The organism is Streptosporangium sp. CA-115845, from assembly GCF_050943795.1.
Taxonomy (GTDB): Bacteria; Actinomycetota; Actinomycetes; order Streptosporangiales; family Streptosporangiaceae; genus Streptosporangium.
This window is the reverse complement of sequence record NZ_CP191988.1, coordinates 5,109,770-5,127,698: the sequence shown is the minus strand read 5'-3', so window position 1 is coordinate 5,127,698 and position 17,929 is coordinate 5,109,770. Positions and strand designations below refer to the sequence as shown.

17 protein-coding genes and 2 pseudogenes are annotated in these 17,929 nt (G+C 67.4%); 10 read left to right on the top strand and 9 right to left on the bottom strand.

The annotated features are described in order from the left end of the window. Positions 1 to 38: 38 nt before the first annotated feature. The gene (locus ACQP0P_RS25445) at positions 39 to 1,292 is read left to right on the top strand and encodes a hypothetical protein (RefSeq protein ID WP_433359002.1); all 1,254 of its coding nucleotides are present in this window, start codon (positions 39 to 41) and stop codon (positions 1,290 to 1,292) included. A gap of 722 nt (positions 1,293 to 2,014) precedes the next feature. Beyond that, positions 2,015 to 3,205 (top strand): hypothetical protein, encoded by a 1,191-nt coding sequence (locus tag ACQP0P_RS25440; RefSeq protein WP_433359001.1) that lies wholly within the window; start codon positions 2,015 to 2,017, stop codon positions 3,203 to 3,205. A gap of 190 nt (positions 3,206 to 3,395) precedes the next feature. On the opposite strand, the pseudogene ACQP0P_RS25435 reads toward ACQP0P_RS25440, so the two are convergent. Then, a pseudogene (locus ACQP0P_RS25435) lies at positions 3,396 to 4,915 on the bottom strand (ISL3 family transposase). Between the two features lie 461 nt (positions 4,916 to 5,376). On the opposite strand from ACQP0P_RS25435, the gene ACQP0P_RS25430 reads away from it, so the two are divergent. Beyond that, a complete protein-coding gene (locus ACQP0P_RS25430; RefSeq protein ID WP_433381647.1) occupies positions 5,377 to 6,696 on the top strand; it encodes an IS256 family transposase in 1,320 nt (439 codons plus the stop codon). A gap of 48 nt (positions 6,697 to 6,744) precedes the next feature. Here ACQP0P_RS25430 and ACQP0P_RS25425 read toward each other — a convergent pair whose 3' ends face one another. After that, positions 6,745 to 7,632, bottom strand: a complete 888-nt coding sequence (locus ACQP0P_RS25425) for a LysR family transcriptional regulator (RefSeq protein WP_433359000.1) — start codon at positions 7,630 to 7,632, stop codon at positions 6,745 to 6,747. Positions 7,633 to 7,703: 71 nt separating this feature from the next. Here ACQP0P_RS25425 and ACQP0P_RS25420 point away from each other — a divergent pair, with 71 nt between their 5' ends. Continuing rightward, positions 7,704 to 8,594: a dihydrodipicolinate synthase family protein gene (locus ACQP0P_RS25420; protein ID WP_433358999.1), complete on the top strand. Its 891-nt coding sequence runs from the start codon at positions 7,704 to 7,706 to the stop codon at positions 8,592 to 8,594. A gap of 206 nt (positions 8,595 to 8,800) precedes the next feature. Here ACQP0P_RS25420 and ACQP0P_RS25415 read toward each other — a convergent pair whose 3' ends face one another. Continuing rightward, on the bottom strand, positions 8,801 to 9,298 hold the full coding sequence (locus ACQP0P_RS25415) for a GNAT family N-acetyltransferase (RefSeq protein WP_433358998.1): 498 nt from the start codon (positions 9,296 to 9,298) through the stop codon (positions 8,801 to 8,803). 111 nt (positions 9,299 to 9,409) lie between these two features. Continuing rightward, positions 9,410 to 9,676, bottom strand: a complete 267-nt coding sequence (locus tag ACQP0P_RS25410) for a hypothetical protein (protein WP_433358997.1) — start codon at positions 9,674 to 9,676, stop codon at positions 9,410 to 9,412. A 286-nt stretch (positions 9,677 to 9,962) separates the two neighbouring features. On the opposite strand from ACQP0P_RS25410, the gene ACQP0P_RS25405 reads away from it, so the two are divergent. Beyond that, positions 9,963 to 10,700 (top strand): VOC family protein, encoded by a 738-nt coding sequence (locus ACQP0P_RS25405; RefSeq protein WP_433358996.1) that lies wholly within the window; start codon positions 9,963 to 9,965, stop codon positions 10,698 to 10,700. 195 nt (positions 10,701 to 10,895) lie between these two features. Here the strand turns inward: ACQP0P_RS25405 and ACQP0P_RS25400 are convergent. Together ACQP0P_RS25400 and ACQP0P_RS25395 are read right to left on the bottom strand one after the other, a co-directional pair. Beyond that, a pseudogene (locus ACQP0P_RS25400) lies at positions 10,896 to 11,455 on the bottom strand (DUF1062 domain-containing protein). 249 nt (positions 11,456 to 11,704) lie between these two features. After that, entirely contained in the window at positions 11,705 to 11,983 is a 279-nt protein-coding gene (locus tag ACQP0P_RS25395; protein WP_433358995.1) for a hypothetical protein, read from the bottom strand. A 73-nt stretch (positions 11,984 to 12,056) separates the two neighbouring features. Here ACQP0P_RS25395 and ACQP0P_RS25390 point away from each other — a divergent pair, with 73 nt between their 5' ends. The 4 genes from ACQP0P_RS25390 to ACQP0P_RS25375 are packed head-to-tail and all read left to right on the top strand — an operon-like array spanning position 12,057 to position 14,317. Further along, the gene (locus ACQP0P_RS25390) at positions 12,057 to 12,383 is read left to right on the top strand and encodes a PadR family transcriptional regulator (RefSeq protein ID WP_155350237.1); all 327 of its coding nucleotides are present in this window, start codon (positions 12,057 to 12,059) and stop codon (positions 12,381 to 12,383) included. After that, on the top strand, positions 12,380 to 12,736 hold the full coding sequence (locus ACQP0P_RS25385) for a DUF1048 domain-containing protein (RefSeq protein ID WP_433358994.1): 357 nt from the start codon (positions 12,380 to 12,382) through the stop codon (positions 12,734 to 12,736). Before ACQP0P_RS25390 ends, ACQP0P_RS25385 begins: the two co-directional genes overlap by 4 nt. Position 12,737: 1 nt before the next feature. Further along, positions 12,738 to 13,064 carry a DUF1048 domain-containing protein gene (locus ACQP0P_RS25380; RefSeq protein WP_433358993.1) on the top strand — a complete coding sequence of 109 codons (327 nt, stop codon included), beginning with the start codon at positions 12,738 to 12,740 and terminating at the stop codon, positions 13,062 to 13,064. Between the two features lie 32 nt (positions 13,065 to 13,096). Continuing rightward, positions 13,097 to 14,317 (top strand): serine hydrolase domain-containing protein, encoded by a 1,221-nt coding sequence (locus ACQP0P_RS25375; RefSeq protein WP_433358992.1) that lies wholly within the window; start codon positions 13,097 to 13,099, stop codon positions 14,315 to 14,317. 56 nt (positions 14,318 to 14,373) lie between these two features. Here the strand turns inward: ACQP0P_RS25375 and ACQP0P_RS25370 are convergent, their stop codons facing one another. Further along, complete coding sequence (locus tag ACQP0P_RS25370) at positions 14,374 to 14,544, bottom strand: hypothetical protein (RefSeq protein ID WP_433382091.1); 171 nt, start codon at positions 14,542 to 14,544, stop codon at positions 14,374 to 14,376. 118 nt (positions 14,545 to 14,662) lie between these two features. Further along, positions 14,663 to 15,688, bottom strand: coding sequence for a hypothetical protein (locus ACQP0P_RS25365; RefSeq protein ID WP_433358991.1), 1,026 nt, complete (start codon positions 15,686 to 15,688; stop codon positions 14,663 to 14,665). Between the two features lie 99 nt (positions 15,689 to 15,787). Here ACQP0P_RS25365 and ACQP0P_RS25360 point away from each other — a divergent pair, with 99 nt between their 5' ends. Further along, positions 15,788 to 16,441 (top strand): TetR/AcrR family transcriptional regulator, encoded by a 654-nt coding sequence (locus tag ACQP0P_RS25360; protein WP_433358990.1) that lies wholly within the window; start codon positions 15,788 to 15,790, stop codon positions 16,439 to 16,441. 298 nt (positions 16,442 to 16,739) lie between these two features. Here ACQP0P_RS25360 and ACQP0P_RS25355 read toward each other — a convergent pair. Then, a protein-coding gene (locus ACQP0P_RS25355; RefSeq protein ID WP_433358989.1) for an IS3 family transposase occupies positions 16,740 to 17,917 on the bottom strand; the annotation gives its coding sequence in 2 pieces (ribosomal slippage) (positions 16,740 to 17,659 and positions 17,659 to 17,917; 1,179 coding nt in all). Positions 17,918 to 17,929 lie beyond the last annotated feature (12 nt).

Here is a 17,929-nt window from a genome sequence, read left to right as displayed (position 1 = left end):
AGTCGTGTCTCATAGACACGTTTTGGTAGAGTGCTTGAATGACCGACAACGCGCCGAGCCGTCCCGTGGACGATCCGAATAACACCGATTTCGACCTCCGCCCGCAACGAGACCACCCGGCCGACCCGCCTGCGGCGCCGCTCGACGACGATCCGCCCGGCACCACCAGCCGCTCCGGCGGCGGCCCGGGGGGTGCGGTGGCTGAACCGCTCCCGCCCGCCGCCGACATGGCGGCCCCGCACGGCCGATGCGCCTGGGATGGCCAGCCGCTGCCGCGCTCCACCGGCCGCCGGCCCCGCCAGTACTGCAGCGACGCCTGCAAAACCGCCGCCTCCCGCGCTCGCCGCAAAGAGCAGCTCACCGCGGTGACCACCGCGGTGACCGAGTCCGGCGTGGTCCTGGCCGAAGCGCGCCCGCTGCAGGAGGCACTGCGCACACTCCTCGACCGCTTCGCCGAAAAGGTCGACCTGGCCGAAACCGGCGCGCTGGCCCGGATCAGTGCCACCGAAGCCGAAGCCGCCGAGGACCGCGCGGACGCCGCGATCGCCCGCGAGCAGGCCGCGACCGCCGATCGCGCCCGCATCAGTGCCGAGCGGCGGATGCGCGAGGCCGAGCAGGCCCAGCGACTGGCCGAAGAGCGCGAGCACACCGCCCGCGCCGACCTGGAACGCATCGGGGAAAAGACCCGCGCCCAAGTGCTCGAACTCGGCGAAAAGCTCGGCGATGCCAAGAAGGCCATCGAGCTCGCCGAAGGCGTGACCGCTGATCAGGCCAACCAGCTGCGCGCACTGCGCACCGAAAACCGCGAGCTGCAGGCCGCCCGCACGGCACTGGAGGACGAACTCACCGAACGCGGCCGCCAGCTCCAAGACAGCCAGCACGCCAACGCTCAGCTACGGACGCAGCTGAGTGAACACAGCGACCGGGCCGCAGCCCTGACGCTGCAACTGGCCGCCGCCACCGCTGAGGCCACCACAGCGCGCAAGGAGACCCTGGCCACCCACGCCGACCTGGAGAAAGTGCGCCAGCGTCACGACGAGCAGACCCAGCGCCTGCGCGCCGATCTGGAGGCCGCCCGGCAGCAGGCTGAGACCCGCGCCACCGAGCTGGTCCGCCTCCAGACGCTGCACGAGGCCGCCCAGGACCTGCTCACCGAGCTGCGCGGCCAGCGAGAGGATCTCAAGGCCCGCTACGACGCCCTGTACGCCGAGGTGGGGGAGATGCGAGCCGAGATCACACGACTGCGGGCGCACCCCGCCCCCGGCGCCGCAGAGCCCGAACAGGAGCGATGAAGCCGTATCCGGCCGATATTTCCGCAGTTCAGAATGCGTTGATCTGCCCATCAAACACGGCACCGACGGCCGGGGCAGGAGAGCCGAGGGGCCGTATTCGGGTACCGGGCCACGAGGATCACACCGCACGATGCCCGGGAACGTTCACCGGTGAGCATCAGGAGGCCGAGCTAGGCCTGTCGATCAGCGCATGGCCACCACTGACATCCCAGTGACGATTCTTACTGACAGGAAGTGACGAAACCGCAGTTCAGGGGACTGCGACACCACCCGAACATCGCGGGAAACACCACCAGATGTCGGCCGGGGAAGTGCTGCTGAGTCCGTCCAGGAGCGCATGTACCGAACAGGGCAAGCGCCGAGCTGTTGAACGTCCACCGAGAGAGGAAGGCGAAGAGGTCTAGAAATTGGGGCGGGATCTAGGCAAAAGCGGCAAGGAAGTGAGAGATCTTCACGTTACTGACATGGGGTGACGATTTCGCTGACACCAAGTGACGAAACCCCGTGTCGGCGAACTGGTGAATCCCAGTGAGACAGGACACAGGACATCTGACCTGCGCACTGACATCCCGCTGCAGATTTACATGTGCACTGACACCTCACACAGATTCCAACTTGCGGGAATTTACATTCCCGGTAGTTGCCTTTGCGCGAGGTGGGCGCAACAGATCTTATTTATTGATTTTGAATTTCTGGAAAATCAAAGATGCTACGCTGAGGTCATGCGAGAGTCGGGCGCGGTGACGCCGTGTAAGCACTGCGGGACACCGATCGAGCAAAAACCCGGGCGGGGGCGGCCAAGGGCGTACTGCGCGCAGGGGGACTGCCAGGCGGTGGCCAAGCGCGAACGCGAGATGCGACGGGCGACGCCGGGGCTTGAGGGGGCGCTGGCCAGAGCCGAGGAGTTCTACGAGCGCATGGAGAAGGGAATGATCGCGGCGATAGAGCCGCTGGCGCAGGTGCTGTCCGAAGAGCTGAGCCCCGCGGGGGTGGAGGCCAAGGTGAGCGCGGTACAGGCCGAGGCGCATACCCGGGTGGCGATCGCGCGCACCGAGCGGGAGCAGGCCTTCGAACAGGTACGGCTGGCACGCGAGGCCTCCGAACACGCCCGGCGCGAGCGGGATGCGATGACGCTTCAGGTGGAGGAGGCCAACGCCGAACGTGACATCGCGCTGACCGACGCGGAGACCGCCAGGGAGCAGGCGCTGGCCGCCCTGCACGAGGCAGCCGCCACCGAACGCCAGGCCAAGCACGCCGAGCAGGAGGCCAGACGCAGAGCCGAGCAGGCCGAGCGGGCTCGCGACGCCGCGGTACGGGAAATGGCCGAGCGGGTGGAGGCCGCCGAGACCGAGGTGCGCGCGGCCCGGGCGCAGGCCGTACAGGATCAGCGGCAGGCCGAGCAGGCGCGTGTGGAACGAGATCGGGCACACCAGGCGGCGGGGGAGGCCGAGGAGGCCAGAGCTCAGGCCGAACGGGCCGCTGTGGCCGAGGCCGCCCGAGCTCAGGCGATCGAGGCCGAGCGGGATCGGGCGATGGCGCGGGCCGACGCCGAGGCTCGGGCGCGTGGCGAGGCCGCAGCCGAGACCTCTGAGGCACGCGCCCAGGCCGCCCGGGCGCAAAAACAGGCGGCCGAGGCGGAAAGACGGACGGCGCGGCAGCTGGCCGAGACCGACAGGCGCGCGGCCAAGGAGATCGCCGAGGCACGTGAGCACGCCGCGGCGCAGGTGAACAAGGTGCAGGCCGAACGCGACGAGGCGCGAATGCAGCTCGCCATGGAACAGATGCGGCTGTCCGACCTGCGCGAGCAGGCGCAGGCGTTGCGCGCCGAGGCCGCCCAGCTACGAGAGCGCGCGGTTACCGCAGAGTTGCGGGCCGGCCTGGACCGACCTGATCAGGCCCCACCCGAACCATGACGGCCCGGCGCTCGGGTCGCCGCCACCAGGGGCAAAGTGGCGCTGAGTAACTATCACCACTCTTTGTGGTTGCGAGGTTGGTCATCTCAGTGTCGAATAACGATCGTCTGTTGACACTCGCCGGACCGAGATAACGGGTGTGTCCAGTTAACGGCTCTGTCTCGTAATCGGTGGTAGCGCTGGGTAATGGTCATGGGAGGAGGATGCGGTGGCGAAGGAGGTCGAATCCGGCGCGGCCGTGCATCTGTCTCATGATCCTTTTCGTGCGGGTGTTGACGCCCTCGGTCCGACCGTTGTGGTGGGGCAGGGTGAGAGCGGCATCGACGGCTGCGCGGTCGAGCTCCAGTCCGTTGGCGAAGCCGTGCAGGTGAGGTAGGTCGGCAGCGCGTGCGGCGGTGATCCATGCGGTGAGCTGGGTGTCGTTTCCGACGGCGGGGGTGAGCAGCTCAGCGAAGGCGTGGATGCGGCGGTGAGATCCCGCAGCAGGTCGGTGTCGGTGTCGCGTAGCCGGTCGGGGTCTGTGAGCAAGAGCCGGGTGAGATGGCGGGCAGTGATGACGGGCCGGTCGCCTTCGGCTCGGCCCTGGGTGAGGTAGCGGTAGAGGAGGTTGAGGCCGCCGGTGTAGCCGAGTTCCTTGATCTCATGGAACAGCCGCATCACCGGGACGGCCGGATCCTCGGCGCGGCGGGCGCGCAGGTGGTCGCGGTAGGGGTCGACGAGGGTCTGTCGGTAGCGCGGAGCACGGCGGACTTCCTCGGGCTCGCTCCTGCGGGCGTAGCGTTTGACGGTGTTCAGGGACACGTCGCGTCGGCGGGCGCATTCCAGCAGGCCAACACCCTTGCCGAGGAGGTCGTGAACCTGATGCCGGCGCTCGCGGGTGGTCCGCTCGCGGACGCCCCCGGGACGGGGCGGGTTGACCGCCGCCCAGCAGGAGGTATGGGAGCGGACCTCGGCCAGGGTCTTGTCGCACACGTTCCGCCACAGGTGCCACCTGTCGCTGACCTGCACCGCGTCGGGCAGTGCCCGGCGGACGGCCTCACCATAGGTGAGGGAACCGTCCCGGCAGACGATCTCCACGCCGGGATGAGCACGCAGCCACACCTCCAGCACCTCGGCGCCGCGACCTGGCAGCACGTCGATCCGCGTCCCCGTCTCGGCGTCAATGAGAATTGTGGCGTATCGGTGGCGGCGTCTCAACGCGAAGTCATCGACGCCCAGCACCCGCGGCACTCCGACCGCAGGCAGCGGCAGCCGCCTGAGCAGCCGCAACGCGGTCGACCGCGCTACCTGCACGCCCAAGGCCCGGGACAGTCGGGCACTCGCCCTGCCCGCGAGCTCTCTCACCACCGCGCCCAACTGGTCGGTGAGTCGGTTCGTCCGGCGCTGGTAGCGCTCCAGCAGCCCGGGCACCTGCTCCCGGAATGTCCGCCGCGAGCAACTCCACACCGGGCAGGCCATCCGCCGCACCCGCACCGACACCACCACCCGCCGGCCGTCCACGGGAAGGTCCGCGACCATCCGGCCGCAGAACCCATGCACCCGGCCGGTCGGCGTCGCGCACACCGGACGCAGCACGGGATCGTCCCGAGTCCGCGCCACCACCCGAATCAGATTGCCCTCGTCCACCACACCCTCGATGACCAGGGCAGACAACCCCGAAAACACCACACCCGCAAGAGCGTCGATCTCCAGCACACTCCAGCCTGGCACCGGTGACGCACGGCTACCACCGATTACGAGACAGAGCCGAAAACCGTACAGTCCCTCCTCCGCGACGCCGAAGGGCCGTCAGTCCTCCATCACCTGCACAGCACCGCTTCAAGAAGACCTACCTACATGTGGCTCCTCTCCGCGTTCGTGGCACACACGAGATCCATTGTCAGGGGTGTCCACGTCGAAGAGGGAACCTCACTCGGTGTGTTCAGCGGCCGAGGAAGTCGCCGGTGGAGCGCGGAGGGGTTATCACTCTAAGTGTGGAAGTGATCACTATGGGTAGATGGTCAAGGTAGATCATCTTAACGCTTCGGGGGGAGCGTCAATCATGACGAACACACGGGGAACATCGGCTCTGACCACCACATTCGACCACGAGCAGACGGGAGGCCCGGCACGGGCTGCTCGTCACGGCGGGGAAAAAACCCCTGCTCGAAGGCGAGGTGCCACTGCGGGAGCTGCTCGGCGATCAGGTGCTGGACCTGCTGCTGACGCGCTCGCGTGACGGAGCGGGCGGGCTGCGGCTGACCGGCGAGGGCTCGATGCTGGGCGAGCTGGTCAAGGCGGTGCTGGAACGCGCGCTGGAGGCCGAGCTGTCGACGCATCTGGGCTATGGCAAGCACGATCCGGCCGGCAACGGGACGGGTAACTCCCGCAACGGCAGGATCGGCAAGACCGTGCAAACCGGCGTCGGCCCGGTGCGGCTGGCCGTGCCGCGGGACCGGGCCGGCACCTTCGAGCCGGTGCTGGTGCCCAAGCGGGCCGGGCGTGTCTCCGGCGGCCTGGACGACATGATCATCAGCCTGTACGCGCACGGCATGAGCGTGCGCGACATCCAGCACCACCTGCGCCAGATCTATGAGGTCGAACTATCGCATGAGGCGATCTCCAACATCACCGACGCCGTGCTGGAGGAGGTCCGCACCTGGCAGGCCCGGCCCTTGGAGGCGGTCTATCCGGTGGTGTTCCTGGACGCCATCGTGGTCAAAGTGCGCGACAACCACACGGTGCAGGCTAAACCCGCCTACCTCGCGGTCGGCATCGACACCGACGGCGACAAACACGTGCTGGGCATCTGGCTCGCCAAGACCCCGCTCGACCACGCCACCGCCGGCGAGTCCGCCCGGTTCTGGAGCGCGGTCATGACCGACCTGCGCAACCGCGGCGTGCGCGACATCCTCATCGCCTGCACCGACGGCCTGAACGGCTTCGAAGACGCCATCCACGCCGCCTTCCCTTACACCATCGTGCAGACCTGCGTCGTGCACTTGATCAGAAACGCACTGCGGCCGGTGGCCCGCCGCGACCGGGCCGCCGTGGCCGCCGAGCTGAAGAAGATCTACACCGCGCCCAGCGCGGAGGCGGCCTTCGAGGCCCTGGCCGACTTCATCGCCTCCATCTGGGGCGAGAGGTACCCGCAGGCGGGCCGCGTGTTCGAAGCCGCCTGGGACCGCTTCACCCCGTTCTTCGCCTTCACCCCCGGAGTGCGCCGACTGCTCTACACCACCAACGGCATCGAGTCCCTGAACTATCAACTGCGCAAGGTCACCAAGGCCCGGGGACACTTCCCCGGCGACGACGCCGTGGTCAAACTCCTCTGGCTGGCCATCATCAACATCGAGGACAAACGCGCCCGCGAACGCGCAGCCCACAAGGAGAAAACCGGCAAGATCAAGAACTCGCCCAGCACCGCACGTCTCATCGAAGGTCAACGCACCATCGGCTGGCGTGAAGCACTCATCGAACTCGACATCGCCTATCCGGGAAGGATCAAGTAAAACAGGTAAAGAAGGCTCTCCATCTACCAAGAAGGGCCTTTACACACTTCAGGTGACAAGCTCGGCGCGGATCGCGGATACGAACGCGGCTATGGCCGGGTGGGTGGCGGCGCCTTGCCGGTAGGCGATGTGGGTCCGTCTGCGGATGGACAGCGGAATGAGGCGGACGCCGGGGGGTGGCTGCGCGGCGGCCAACTGCGGTACCAGCGAGACGCCTTGCTCGGCCGCGACCAGTGCGAGCACGGCGGCGAAGTCGTCGGCGTGGTGACGCGCCCGGGGCGTGAAGCCCGCGCTGCGGCAGACGTGCAGCGTAACGGCGTGGCAAAGGGTGCCGGGGCTGGCCATGATCCAGGCGGCGTCTCGCACGTCTCGTAGCGAGCCGGTGTCCTCGGCTGCGGGTGCGGTGCCGGGTAGGGCGAGGAACACCGTCTCGTCCAGCAGTGGTACCGCGTCCAAAACGGGATCCGGCTCGACCGGCACGACGTCGTAGTCGTGCAGCAGCCCGACGTCGAGTCGCCGCTCGCGCAGGGCGTCCGGCACCGTGACCGGGTCCAGTTCGGTCACGGTCAGCTCTAGCTCGGGGTGCCGGCGACCCAGTGCGACCAGAGCCGCCGGGAGGAACGTACGAACCGCGGTCGGGAAGGCGCCGATGCGCAGTGGGCCGGACAGGCCGGTGGCCAGCGCGGCCAGCGCGGCCGTCGTCTGTTCCAGAGCGGCGAGGACCGTCTCGGCGTGCTGTACGAGAATCCGGCCGGCCGCGGTGAAGGTGACCCGCCGGCCGGTGCGTTCCAGCAGTGGTACGCCCGCTTCTCGTTCCAATGCGGACAGCTGCTGGGAGACCGCCGAGGGTGTGTAGGTGTGCGCCTGCGCGACGGCGGCGATCGTGCCGAGACGGGAAAGGTCGCACAGCAGGCGTAGGCGGCGCACGTCGAGCATCAGCCCAGCTTACGGTTCTGTTCAGGGATGTGAACTGGACCTTACTGGTTTACCTGCCAGATGCTGAGACCATGACGCTTACCGGTGTGTACGTACCGCTGATCACCCCGTTCGACGCCACCGGTGCCGTGGCCTTCACCGCGCTGGAAGCCCTGGTGCACGAGGTGCTGGACGCCGGCGCGTCGGGCGTCGTAGCACTGGGCACCACCGCGGAACCGACGTCGTTGACCGCCGCGGAGCAGCGTGGCGTCGTCGATGTGATCGCTCGGGTGTGCCGTGAGCGCTCGGCCCGGCTTGTGGTCGGCGCCGGCACGGTGGAGGCGGTGAAGGCATTGCGTGGGCGCTCAGAGGTGGTCGCCGCGCTCAGTGTGGTGCCGCCGTTCCTGCGGCCCGGCGAGGCGGGGATCATCGCGCACTTCGCGGCTCTGGCCGTGGCCAGCCCTGTTCCGCTCGTCGTCTACCACGTCCCGTACCGGACCGGGCAGCAGCTGTCCGCCGATGCCGTCCGGCGGCTGGCCGATCTTGCCGGTGTGGCCGGCATCAAGTACGCCGTCGGCGGAATCGACGCCGACGCCATCGAACTGCTGGCAGACCTGCCGACCGGCTTCGCGGTGCTGGGCGGCGACGACGCCTTCATCTCGCCTCTGCTGGCCCTTGGCGCACACGGCGGCATTCTGGCCTCGGCGCACTTCGCCACGGCACGATTCGTCGAGCTGGTCGACGCCTGGCACGCCGGCGCCACCTTTCGGGCCAGAACGCTCGGTCACCGCCTCGCCGCCATGTCGAGCGCGATGTTCGCCGAGCCCAACCCCACCGTCATCAAGGCGGTCCTGCACGCACAGGGGCGCATCCCGACCGCCGCGGTACGGCTGCCACTGCTGCCGGCCGGTTCCGACAGCGTGCGGGCGGCGTTACGGCACGTTGACGCCGAGCATGGGATGCTCGCCGACGCACGGGGCTGACAACCGCCAATGGCCAGGCCGCCATGTCCCTCGTGCACGAGTGGATCCTCACCGGGAACGGGCACGCCGGCGCCGTCCACGAGCTGACCGGGCCGCGCTCCCTGCCCCGGGCCGAGCAGGCACGCGTCATCGGCGAGGTGGTCGGCCACCCGGTGCGCCGGCAGGAGATCTCCCCGCAGGGACCCAGCTGGATCCGAGGTCGCCTCTCAGGCCGCCGGGCGCCCGACATAGGTGTGGGTGCGGGTGCACGCGGTGAAGCCCATGGACTCGTAGAGCCGTTTGGGGACGGGGTAGCCGGCGTCTCCGCGGGAGTAGACGATGGCACGGTGGCCGCCGGCGTCGGAGAAGGCGTGCATTACCGCGGTGCAGACGGCACGGGCCAGGCCGAGGCGGCGGTGGCCGGGATGTGTGCCGACCGGTTCGAACGCGCCGACCCCGTTGACCTCGTCGTACCAGCCCTGGCAGTAGGCGACGACGTCACTGTCGGGAGACACCGCGATGAGATCCAGTTCGGGGCGATAAGGCCAGGTCTCCCGCATCCGGGCGTGGCGTTCGGTGGTGATCCGGGTCGATCCGAAGGCGGCGCGGTGCGCCGACGCCCGGCCGGCCACGTCGGCGTGGTCGCGCTGAGCTCGGATCGTGTAGCCGTCCGGCAGGCGGGGCATGTCCTGCCTGCCGACGAGCGAACGGTCGAGGCACACCATGAACGGGCCGTCGACGACAGGGGTGTAGCGGCGTCGCTCCAGTGCCGTGACCAGATGCGGTTCGGTTTCGGCGACCTCGACGCTCAGCGAGCCGCGGGCCGTTCGCTCGGCCTAGGCGAGCACCTCATCGGCCGGCTCCGGGTGGTCCGGGTCGACCTGCAGCATCAGGCTGTCAGGTGGCTCCAGCCAGCCCCAGGCCAGCGTCCGCTCTTCTTGCGTCCAGACCGCCGTCGGGCACTGCGCGGCCCGGTCAAGGGACAGGCACCAGTTCCAGGTGAGGTCACCGATGTGCCGGTATCCGGTCGCCGGGAAACTTCGGGCGGCCAGGCCCTGCATGGCGCGTAGCGCGGTGGGATCGGTGTACTCACGGCGCCGCATGGCCGCCATGCTGCCCGATCGGCTCTTGATCGGGCAACGGAGTTATCCGGCGCTCGGCGACCTTCGCGCCGCCGGGCGGGGCCGAGGTAGACGCCGAGGTGGACATTGTCCCGCTCGGCCCCGGCCGGTGGCGAGGCGTCGACGGGAGTCAGCCGGACAGGATGGTGGCCAGGTCGAAGGGGACCGGCATGGGCGCGACGAAGTCCCCGATCTGCCCGGTACCGCCGGTTGAGCCGAAGACGTGCGGTTCCTCGCGGTTCATCCACGCGGGTATACGGTCGGCGGCATGGCGCTGCGGCTTGTTCAGATTGCGATGAATGCTCGGGATGACTCCGCACTCGGCCGGTTCTGGGCCGAGGCGCTCGGCTGGACCATTTCCAGCGAGGAACCGGGCGTGACCAACCTCGAACCCGAGGGCTTCACCTATCCCGACCCCATCGCCGTCTGCCTAGACATCATCGCCGTCCCGGAACCCAAGACGGTGAAGAACCGCGTGCACATCGACCTCGCCACCATCTCAGCGGCCCATCAGGCGGACCTGATCGCGCGCCTTCAGGCTCTCGGCGCGACGCCCGCCGACGTCGGACAGGGCGACGTGTCATGGACGGTCCTCGCCGACCCGGAGGGCAACGAGTTCTGCGTGCTGGAGCCTCGATCGACCTACCAGAACACCGGGCCGATGGCCGCGGTGGTAGCCGACTGCGCGGATCCGCGGGCCATGGCCCGGTTCTGGGGCGATGCGATGGACTGGACCCTGCACGAGGTGACCGACGATCATGCGGTGCTGCGCTCCGCCAAGGGCGTCGGCCCGTATCTGGAGTTCCTCCGAACGCCCGACGCCAAGACCGTGAAGAACCGCGTCCATCTCGACCTCCGGCCGTACCCCGGTGACGATCAGACGGCGGAGGTGGCCCGGCTGCGGGCTCTGGGCGCCACCGACATCGACCTCGGCCAGGGCGACGTCCCGTGGACGTGCCTCGTCGACCCGGAAGGCAACGAGTTCTGCGTCCTCACCCCGTACTGACGCGGAGCCTCCCCGTCTGCGGGCCGTACGACGGCTCCTCGGCGACGCCGCCGGCAAGCCACTCGCCGCAGGACTCGATCTCCAGGCGCCGAGAGAGTCCCGAATAGCTGCGAGATAACAAACGGCTATCGTGAGCTGGGAATCCTTCTTCCGGCGCGGGCCGTTCGACTGCTTGGTGGAATCGCTACATGCCCGCTAGTCCCTGGCCATCACGGTAAAGGTGAACCCGGCGCTCGTCGGACGGCGCAGCGGAATGTCGCACTTGATCCGGCGCAGCACCTCGTTCCCGCCGAGGTCGAGCCCCTGCGCGATGAGCCGTTCCAGGCGCACCGGCCCGGGTCCTCGAAGACGACCTCCACCTGGACCGGCCACGCCTCGTCGAGCCATGCCGACGGGGTGTCCGGCCGCCAACCCCCATTCCAGTCCAGGGTGAAGCGGTTGCGCCGGGCGAGCAGCGGATCCAACAGCCTGGACGCCACCAGCTCCGGATCGCTGGCGTGGTAGCCGTCGAGCTCGGCTGGATCGAAGGATCTGACCGGTACTCGCTCGTGCACGGTGAGCTTGCTCGTCCGATCGCAGGACACGCAGCGGACCAGCAGCCACACGTCCAGCAGCTTGCCGTTGGCGTTGACGCGGAACCTGCCCTCGCCGGTGGTGGCCGACTCCGACCGGCAGTCCACGCACCGCAACGACAGCAGAGGCAGCCTGGTCCGACGAACGACCCAGGGCAGCACAGTATGAGGTTGTGAAGACATGATCTCTCTAGACCTGACACGAGGCCGATTGCGCGCGACCTCAAACGCTGTATGACCGGGCGCACACGGGCAGCCCGGCAGAGCCGACGGGAGGGTCGGCTTGAAGGTGAGCGGAAGAAGGTGTCAGGTCTAAAGAGCAGGCGGGGTCACGCGGTTTTGTCCTCTGTCCTCACTGCGACGGGGCCGCAGGCAGCGTACGAGAACGCGGAAGGAAGGCTCAAACGGTTTTCCGGCGGGGGTGGGTCCCTGTCACCCCAGCGGCAGCGTCCAGGTGAAGTGCGGCGCGGAGGCGAGAAGATCGACGCCGTTGTCCCGGACGGGATCGGCGACCTCCAGCCCGGCACGTACCAGTTCGCCGACCAGCCAGTTCCGGCCGATGATCTCGACCTGCCGAGGGGGCAGACCAGCCAGACCATGGCGCCAACGAAGGAGCCGACGTCGCCGGGCCAGGTGGTGATGTCGAGTATCCAGTCGCGGGCCGATGATTCGAATCGCTTCCGCGATCTGTGCTCGCCGCTTGTTAGGCATGGTTCACTACTCCGTGGTACCGTATAGTGGTACTCGGTAGTACGAAGTACCAGGAGATCGAAGAGGACCCACGATGGACGACCTGACGGAGATGCTGAAGGGCACGCTTGAGGGCTGCGTGCTTGAAATCATCGGCAGCGAGGAGACCTACGGGTACGCCATCACGCGTCGGCTGAACGAACTCGGCTTCGCCGACGTCGTCGAGGGGACGGTTTACACCATCCTGCTGCGGCTGGAGAAGAACGGGCTCGTCCAGGCGACGAAACGACCGTCCGGGCTGGGCCCGCCGCGCAAGTTCTATGCGCTCAACGACGCGGGGCGCGAAGAACTCGCAACGTTCTGGGCTAAATGGGAGTACATCACATCACGGATCGACAAGCTCAAGGAGGGCGGGAGATGAACTTCTGGGAGACCATGACAGGCAGCGATCTCACCAGGGAATGGAAGGCGTTCGAAGTCCGGGCCGAGGCATTGCCGGCCGACCACCGGGCGGCGTGGGAAGAGATCAAGGGTCATCTTTCTCTCTACTCGGACTTCACAGGTCGAAACCTGATGCCGATTCTCGACAATGCTCTGAGGCTTCTCGAAGAGACAGCGTCCGATGGGCAGAGCATTCACGAGGTGCTGGGTGACGACATCGGGGGCTTCTGCGCGGCGCTGGCCGGCGGAGAAGGGGCGCGGAGCTATCGCGACCGGTGGCGCGAGCAGTTGAACAGGAACGTCGCAAGGAAATTGGGCCGGCTAGGAGGCTGACGTGGGCATCCAGGACATCATCGAGGGCAAGAAGCAGTGGCGGGCGCACATGGCGCGGGTCAAGGCGCTCCCGCCGGACTATCAGATCGTCTACAAGGAGATTCAGAGGTACATCTTCAAGGTTGGACCGATCGACTTGCTTGACGGGTCCCTGCTCTCAGGGATCGTCGATTTCTTCGAGGAGGGCGTCGCGGCCAACAGGGGAGTCCTGGAACTCATCGGCAACGATGTCGCTGCCTTCTGCGACAACCTGATCAAGGACTCGCGCACCTACGCGGACATCTATCAGGAGTCCATCAGCGGGAAACCCGGCACGGCCGAGAAGTAACACCCGTCGACCGGTGCTGGCGGAGTTCTTCGATGGGTGAGCCGAAGGAGAACATCGGGCCCCTGACCGTCGACAGCCTGCTTGCCGCTGCGCGCGCCGAGTTACGCCGGTTGTCTCCCGCCGAAGCCGCCGTCGCCCGCGGCGCTCGGCTGGTGGACACCCGCCCGAGCACGATCGTCCAGGTCGCGTCCACGACGAAAGGCGCCACCGCGATCTGTGCCCATATGCTGGCACAGCGCGGTGAGCTGGATCTGGACGCCCCGGTGGCCCGGTACTGGCCGGAGTTCGGCGCCAACGGCAAGGAACAGATCAAAGTGCGCTGGCTGCTGTCACACCAGGCCGGTCTCCCGCTCGTCGACGGACCACTGACGTTCGAGCAGGCGTGCGCGTGGCACCCGGTCACCCGTGCACTCGAGGCGCAGAAGCCGCTGTGGCAGCCGGGCACCGAGCACGTCTACCACGCCGTCACCTACGGGTTTCTGGTCGGGGAGGTCGTGCGTCGGATCACCGGCAAGTCACTCGGCACGTTCTTCGCTGAGGAGGTGGCCGCCCCTCTCGGGCTGAGCGCCTGGATCGGGCTGCCCGAGGAACACGAGGAACGGGTGGCCCGGCTCCACTTCGCCGATGCGTTCAGCGTGGAGGAGCTGCTCGCCGGGATGATCGCGGCTACTGGGCTCGATGCGGATACGGTCACCGCATGGGTCGAATCCATGTGGAGCCCGGGCTCGATCCAGATGCGCGCCGGCGAGCTCGGCGGCGCCTTGGACAACACGTCCGGGGAGTACATGGTGACGCGTGCCTGGCGCGCGGCGGAGTTCCCGGCCGCGAACATGCTCGCGGACGCGCACTCGTTGGCGCGGATGTACGCCGCCACGGTCAGCGACGTCAACGGGGTTCGGCTGCTCGATCTGTCAACGGTCGAGAGGATGACAGTCGTCCAGACCGACAAGACGCGGATGTACGGGCTGCCGCCGGGCCTGGACATCCCCGCCGACCGCTCCTTCTACATGTCGCTGGGGTTCTGGCGAGCATGCCCTCCGGCCTACATGTCGCTGGGGTTCTGGCGAGCATGCCCTCCGGCGCCGATGGTCGGGCCGGGGTCGTTCGGCCACCCGGGCTCCGGCGGATCGATCGCCCTCGGCGACCTCGATGCCGGTGTCGGCTTCGGCTATGTCACGAACCTCTGGAACTTCCGGCCCGACGACCCGCGGGCGTCGAACCTGGCCAAGGCCGTCCGGTCCTGCCTTGGTTGAGACAGCCCACGTGGGGGTGGGACACCGAATACGCCAGAACACGTACGTGCCCCGGGTCAACGCCTACGACTTGCGATCCATAGGTGATGCCGGGGAATTCGATGCCGGAGAGCTTGCGCGTGGTGCTGTGGGCTCCATCCGTTCGCCTTCGGTTCCTCGCTCGGCGCCGGCAGCCGCTCCAGCACGACCGGCCGGACTCCTGCCAGGCTCAGTTCGCAGGCCGGCATCAGCCCGTTCGGACCGCCGCCGACGATGACATCTGTGATCACGTGTACTCCTTTGTTCGCGCGGAAAGGGCAGGACGGATAGAGCGGCTGGCTTCAGGTTGCGGTCTTTGTGACGTGGTCAGCCGCGGTAGTACTCGGCGAGGGCGGTGAAGGCGGCCTTGGGTTCCCAGGGCATGTCGGGGTAGGTGTCCCCGCGGCGGTTGTCGAGGACTTTGACGATGCCGAGGCTGGCCAGGTCGAGGTCGTCGCGGGGATCGCAGTCGGGGCGGTGCGGGAAGTTGTCGAGGGCGAAGAGGAAGACAAAGGTGCTGTCGACACCTGCGGCGTCGTAGATCTCCAGCAGCTCGCGCAGGTATGTGGCCTGGCCGGACTCGTCGCGGACGTACTCGCTGTTCAACCGGATCGGCGCGCCGGTGTCCTCGCTGAACTCGACGACCTCCAGAACGCGGCCGCCCCGGTCGCCGGCGCCGCGGTAGGCGGCAGTGCCGAACTCGGTGATCGCGACCGGCTTCCCCTGCGCGACGATGGTGCGGACGCTCTCGGTGAATCGATCGGCGACCTCGGCCGACTGGTAGAGATCCACGCCCAGGATGTCGAAGGGCGCCCAGTCGACGTGCTCGAGTGGTACAGCGGCGTAGGTGATCCTGCCGCCGAATCGCTCGCGAATGAGTGCCACGGCTTTGCCGAGGAAGTCGTTGACCCGTGCGCTGAGCTCGCCGACCCACTCGGCCAGGCGATCCCGCTGGTTCAGCAGCAGTTCGAGCCGGTCCTCCTGGGTGTCGCCCGGCAGGAATCCCTTGTTCATCAGGCTCAGCTCAGCGCCGGCGACGAACACGACCTCGGCGCCCCGCTGCCGGAGCTGCTCCGCCCGCTCAGCGCAGTCGGTGAACAGCGACAGCATCTCCTCGGTGGTCAGCTCCAGAGGGTAGGGCGAGAACCAGACCTCCAGTCCGAGATCGGCGGCGTAAGTCGCAGCCAGCTCCAGCCGCTCGGGATCGCCGCCGATGATGCGGACCGCGGTGCAGTGCAGGTCGTCCCGGATGATGCCCAGCTCGCGCTTGACCACGTCCGGGTCGAAGCGCTCGCGGGAGAACTCTCCATTGCGGACGAAGCCGGTGTCGTAGCTGATGCCCTTGGCCCTCATTGTTCTGATCCTTCCTGTCAGGGGGAGGACCCCAGGCTAGAAAGAAATTTGCGTGCACGCAAGTTTGCGCACCCGCATTCAAACTGGGATGCTGAGACGGTGACGACGAGACGGACGGGGTTGCGCGAGCAGAAGAAGCAGGCCACCCGAGAGGCATTGCGCACGGCGGCACTGCGGCTGGCTCTTGAACGTGGCCCGGACAACGTGCGCGTCGACGACATCGCCGAGGCCGCCGGCGTCTCACCGAGGACGTACAACAACTACTTCTCCAGCCGGGAACAGGCGATCGTCGCCGCCGTCACCAGCGAACGGGAAGCGCGGGTCGCGGCGGCAGTGGCCGACCGGCCCGCCGGCGTCGGGCTCGCCGACGCCGTCATCGAGGCGATCGTGGATCAGTACACCGCCACGGGCGAACCTGGCCGGGACGCGCTGCTGCTGATCACCACCCGCCCCGCGCTGCGCGACGCATTCGTCGAAACCACTACCGCGATCGAACATCCCCTCACCGACGCGATCGCCGAACGCCTCGGTGATACCGACCCGCACACCGCCCGTGTGCTCGCGGCGAGTGTGGCCGCTGCAGTCCGTGTGGCACTCGAGCAGTGGCTGCAAACGACTACCTCGTCCTTCACGAAGGGCGGGCTCGTCGTGCCGTCCGGCTCGCTACCGGACCTGCTCCGCACCACGCTCGCACCACTCACACCCGCACTCGACGCCGCCGAGCAACGAGCACGCCGCCGCCAGCATCAGTGAATTCCCCGCCTCAAGGAACCGGCGCCCCAACATCTGCCGCTGAATCATCGCTGGCGCGGATGAAACCCGCCGAAAGGAAGCGCTCGACCGTTGCGGCGGTGGTCGAGCCGGTTGGAGTTGCCCCGGTTCGGTAGACGCATCAGGGCTTTCGGCTACGCGGCAGCATAGTCGTCTTCGTGAATGGGTTTGAGGGCTTGGCGTCGCTCGTATTCGGCGGGGCTGAGTTGTCCGTTGGCGGAGTGGCGACGGCGTGTGAGGGGCTGAGATCATTCCGGACAGCGGAATCTGCGGCCGTGAGCTACGCCACCGACTGAAGTGCTGTGTACTCGTCGAGGACTTCGAATGGCGTCCGGTAACCAACAGATGAATGAAGTCGGCGCCGATTGTAGAAGCCCTCGATATAACGGATCACGGCTCGGCGAGCCTTCGCCCGGCTGGTGAAAACATACCGTTTCAGCCACTCGTTCTTCAACGCCGAAAAGAACGATTCGGCCATGGCGTTATCGTAACATATGCCGGTACGGCCAACGGACCTCCGAATACCCAACCTCTTCAGTGCGGCACCAAATTCATCGGACGTGTAGTTCGACCCTCTATCGGAGTGGAAGATCGCGTCCTTTTCAATGGTGAAGGCCTGTACCGCGTTCTCTATCGCCTCGGTGATCAACTCGGTGCGGTAGTGATCGGCCATCGCCCACCCCACCACGGCCTTGCTGTAGCAGTCGATCACCGTGGCCAGGTAGCAAAACCCCTCCCAGGTCGGGATGTAGGTGATGTCGCCTACCAGCTTGACGCCGGGCCGGACGGCGGTGAAATCGCGTCTGACCAGGTCGGGGATGCCCCGGAAGGCGCCCTGCTCGGTGAGCTTCGGCGTGAAGGGCCGCACCTGCGCCGGCAGCAGGCCCAGCTCGCGCATCAGCACCCGTACCAGCTCAGCCGAACAGCGCTCACCGCGGCGCAGCAACTCGGCGTGGACGCGCCGGTAGCCGTACACCTCCTCGTGCTCGTAGAAGATGCCCGCGATCAGGTCCTGGAGCAGGTCGCGACGCTGCGCGGTCGCCGAGGCGGGCCGGTCGCGCCACTCGTAATACCCCGAGCGGGACACCTCCAGCCAGTCGCACATTTTCACAATCTTATGGTTGGCCTTCTCCGCGTCGATCAACTCGAACTTCGCGGTCACCGATTGTTCTCGGCCGCGAAGAAGGCCGCGGCTTTTTTCAAGAAGGAAAGCTTCTCGCGGAGCTCGGAGTTTTCCCGCTCGAGTTCACGCAACCGGGCGCGCTCGGGGCCACTGAGGGAGTGCGGTTCTTCTTCCGCACGCGTTCGCTTGTAGGTGTTCACCCAATTGCCGAGCGTGGTGTCGTGGACGCCGAACTCTCTGGCGACCTCGGCGATCGTACGGGGGCCATCGAGGACCATGCGCACAGCCTCGTCCTTGAACTCCTGGCTGAACCTACGCCTGGAACCTTTCGGCATGTTTCTATCTCC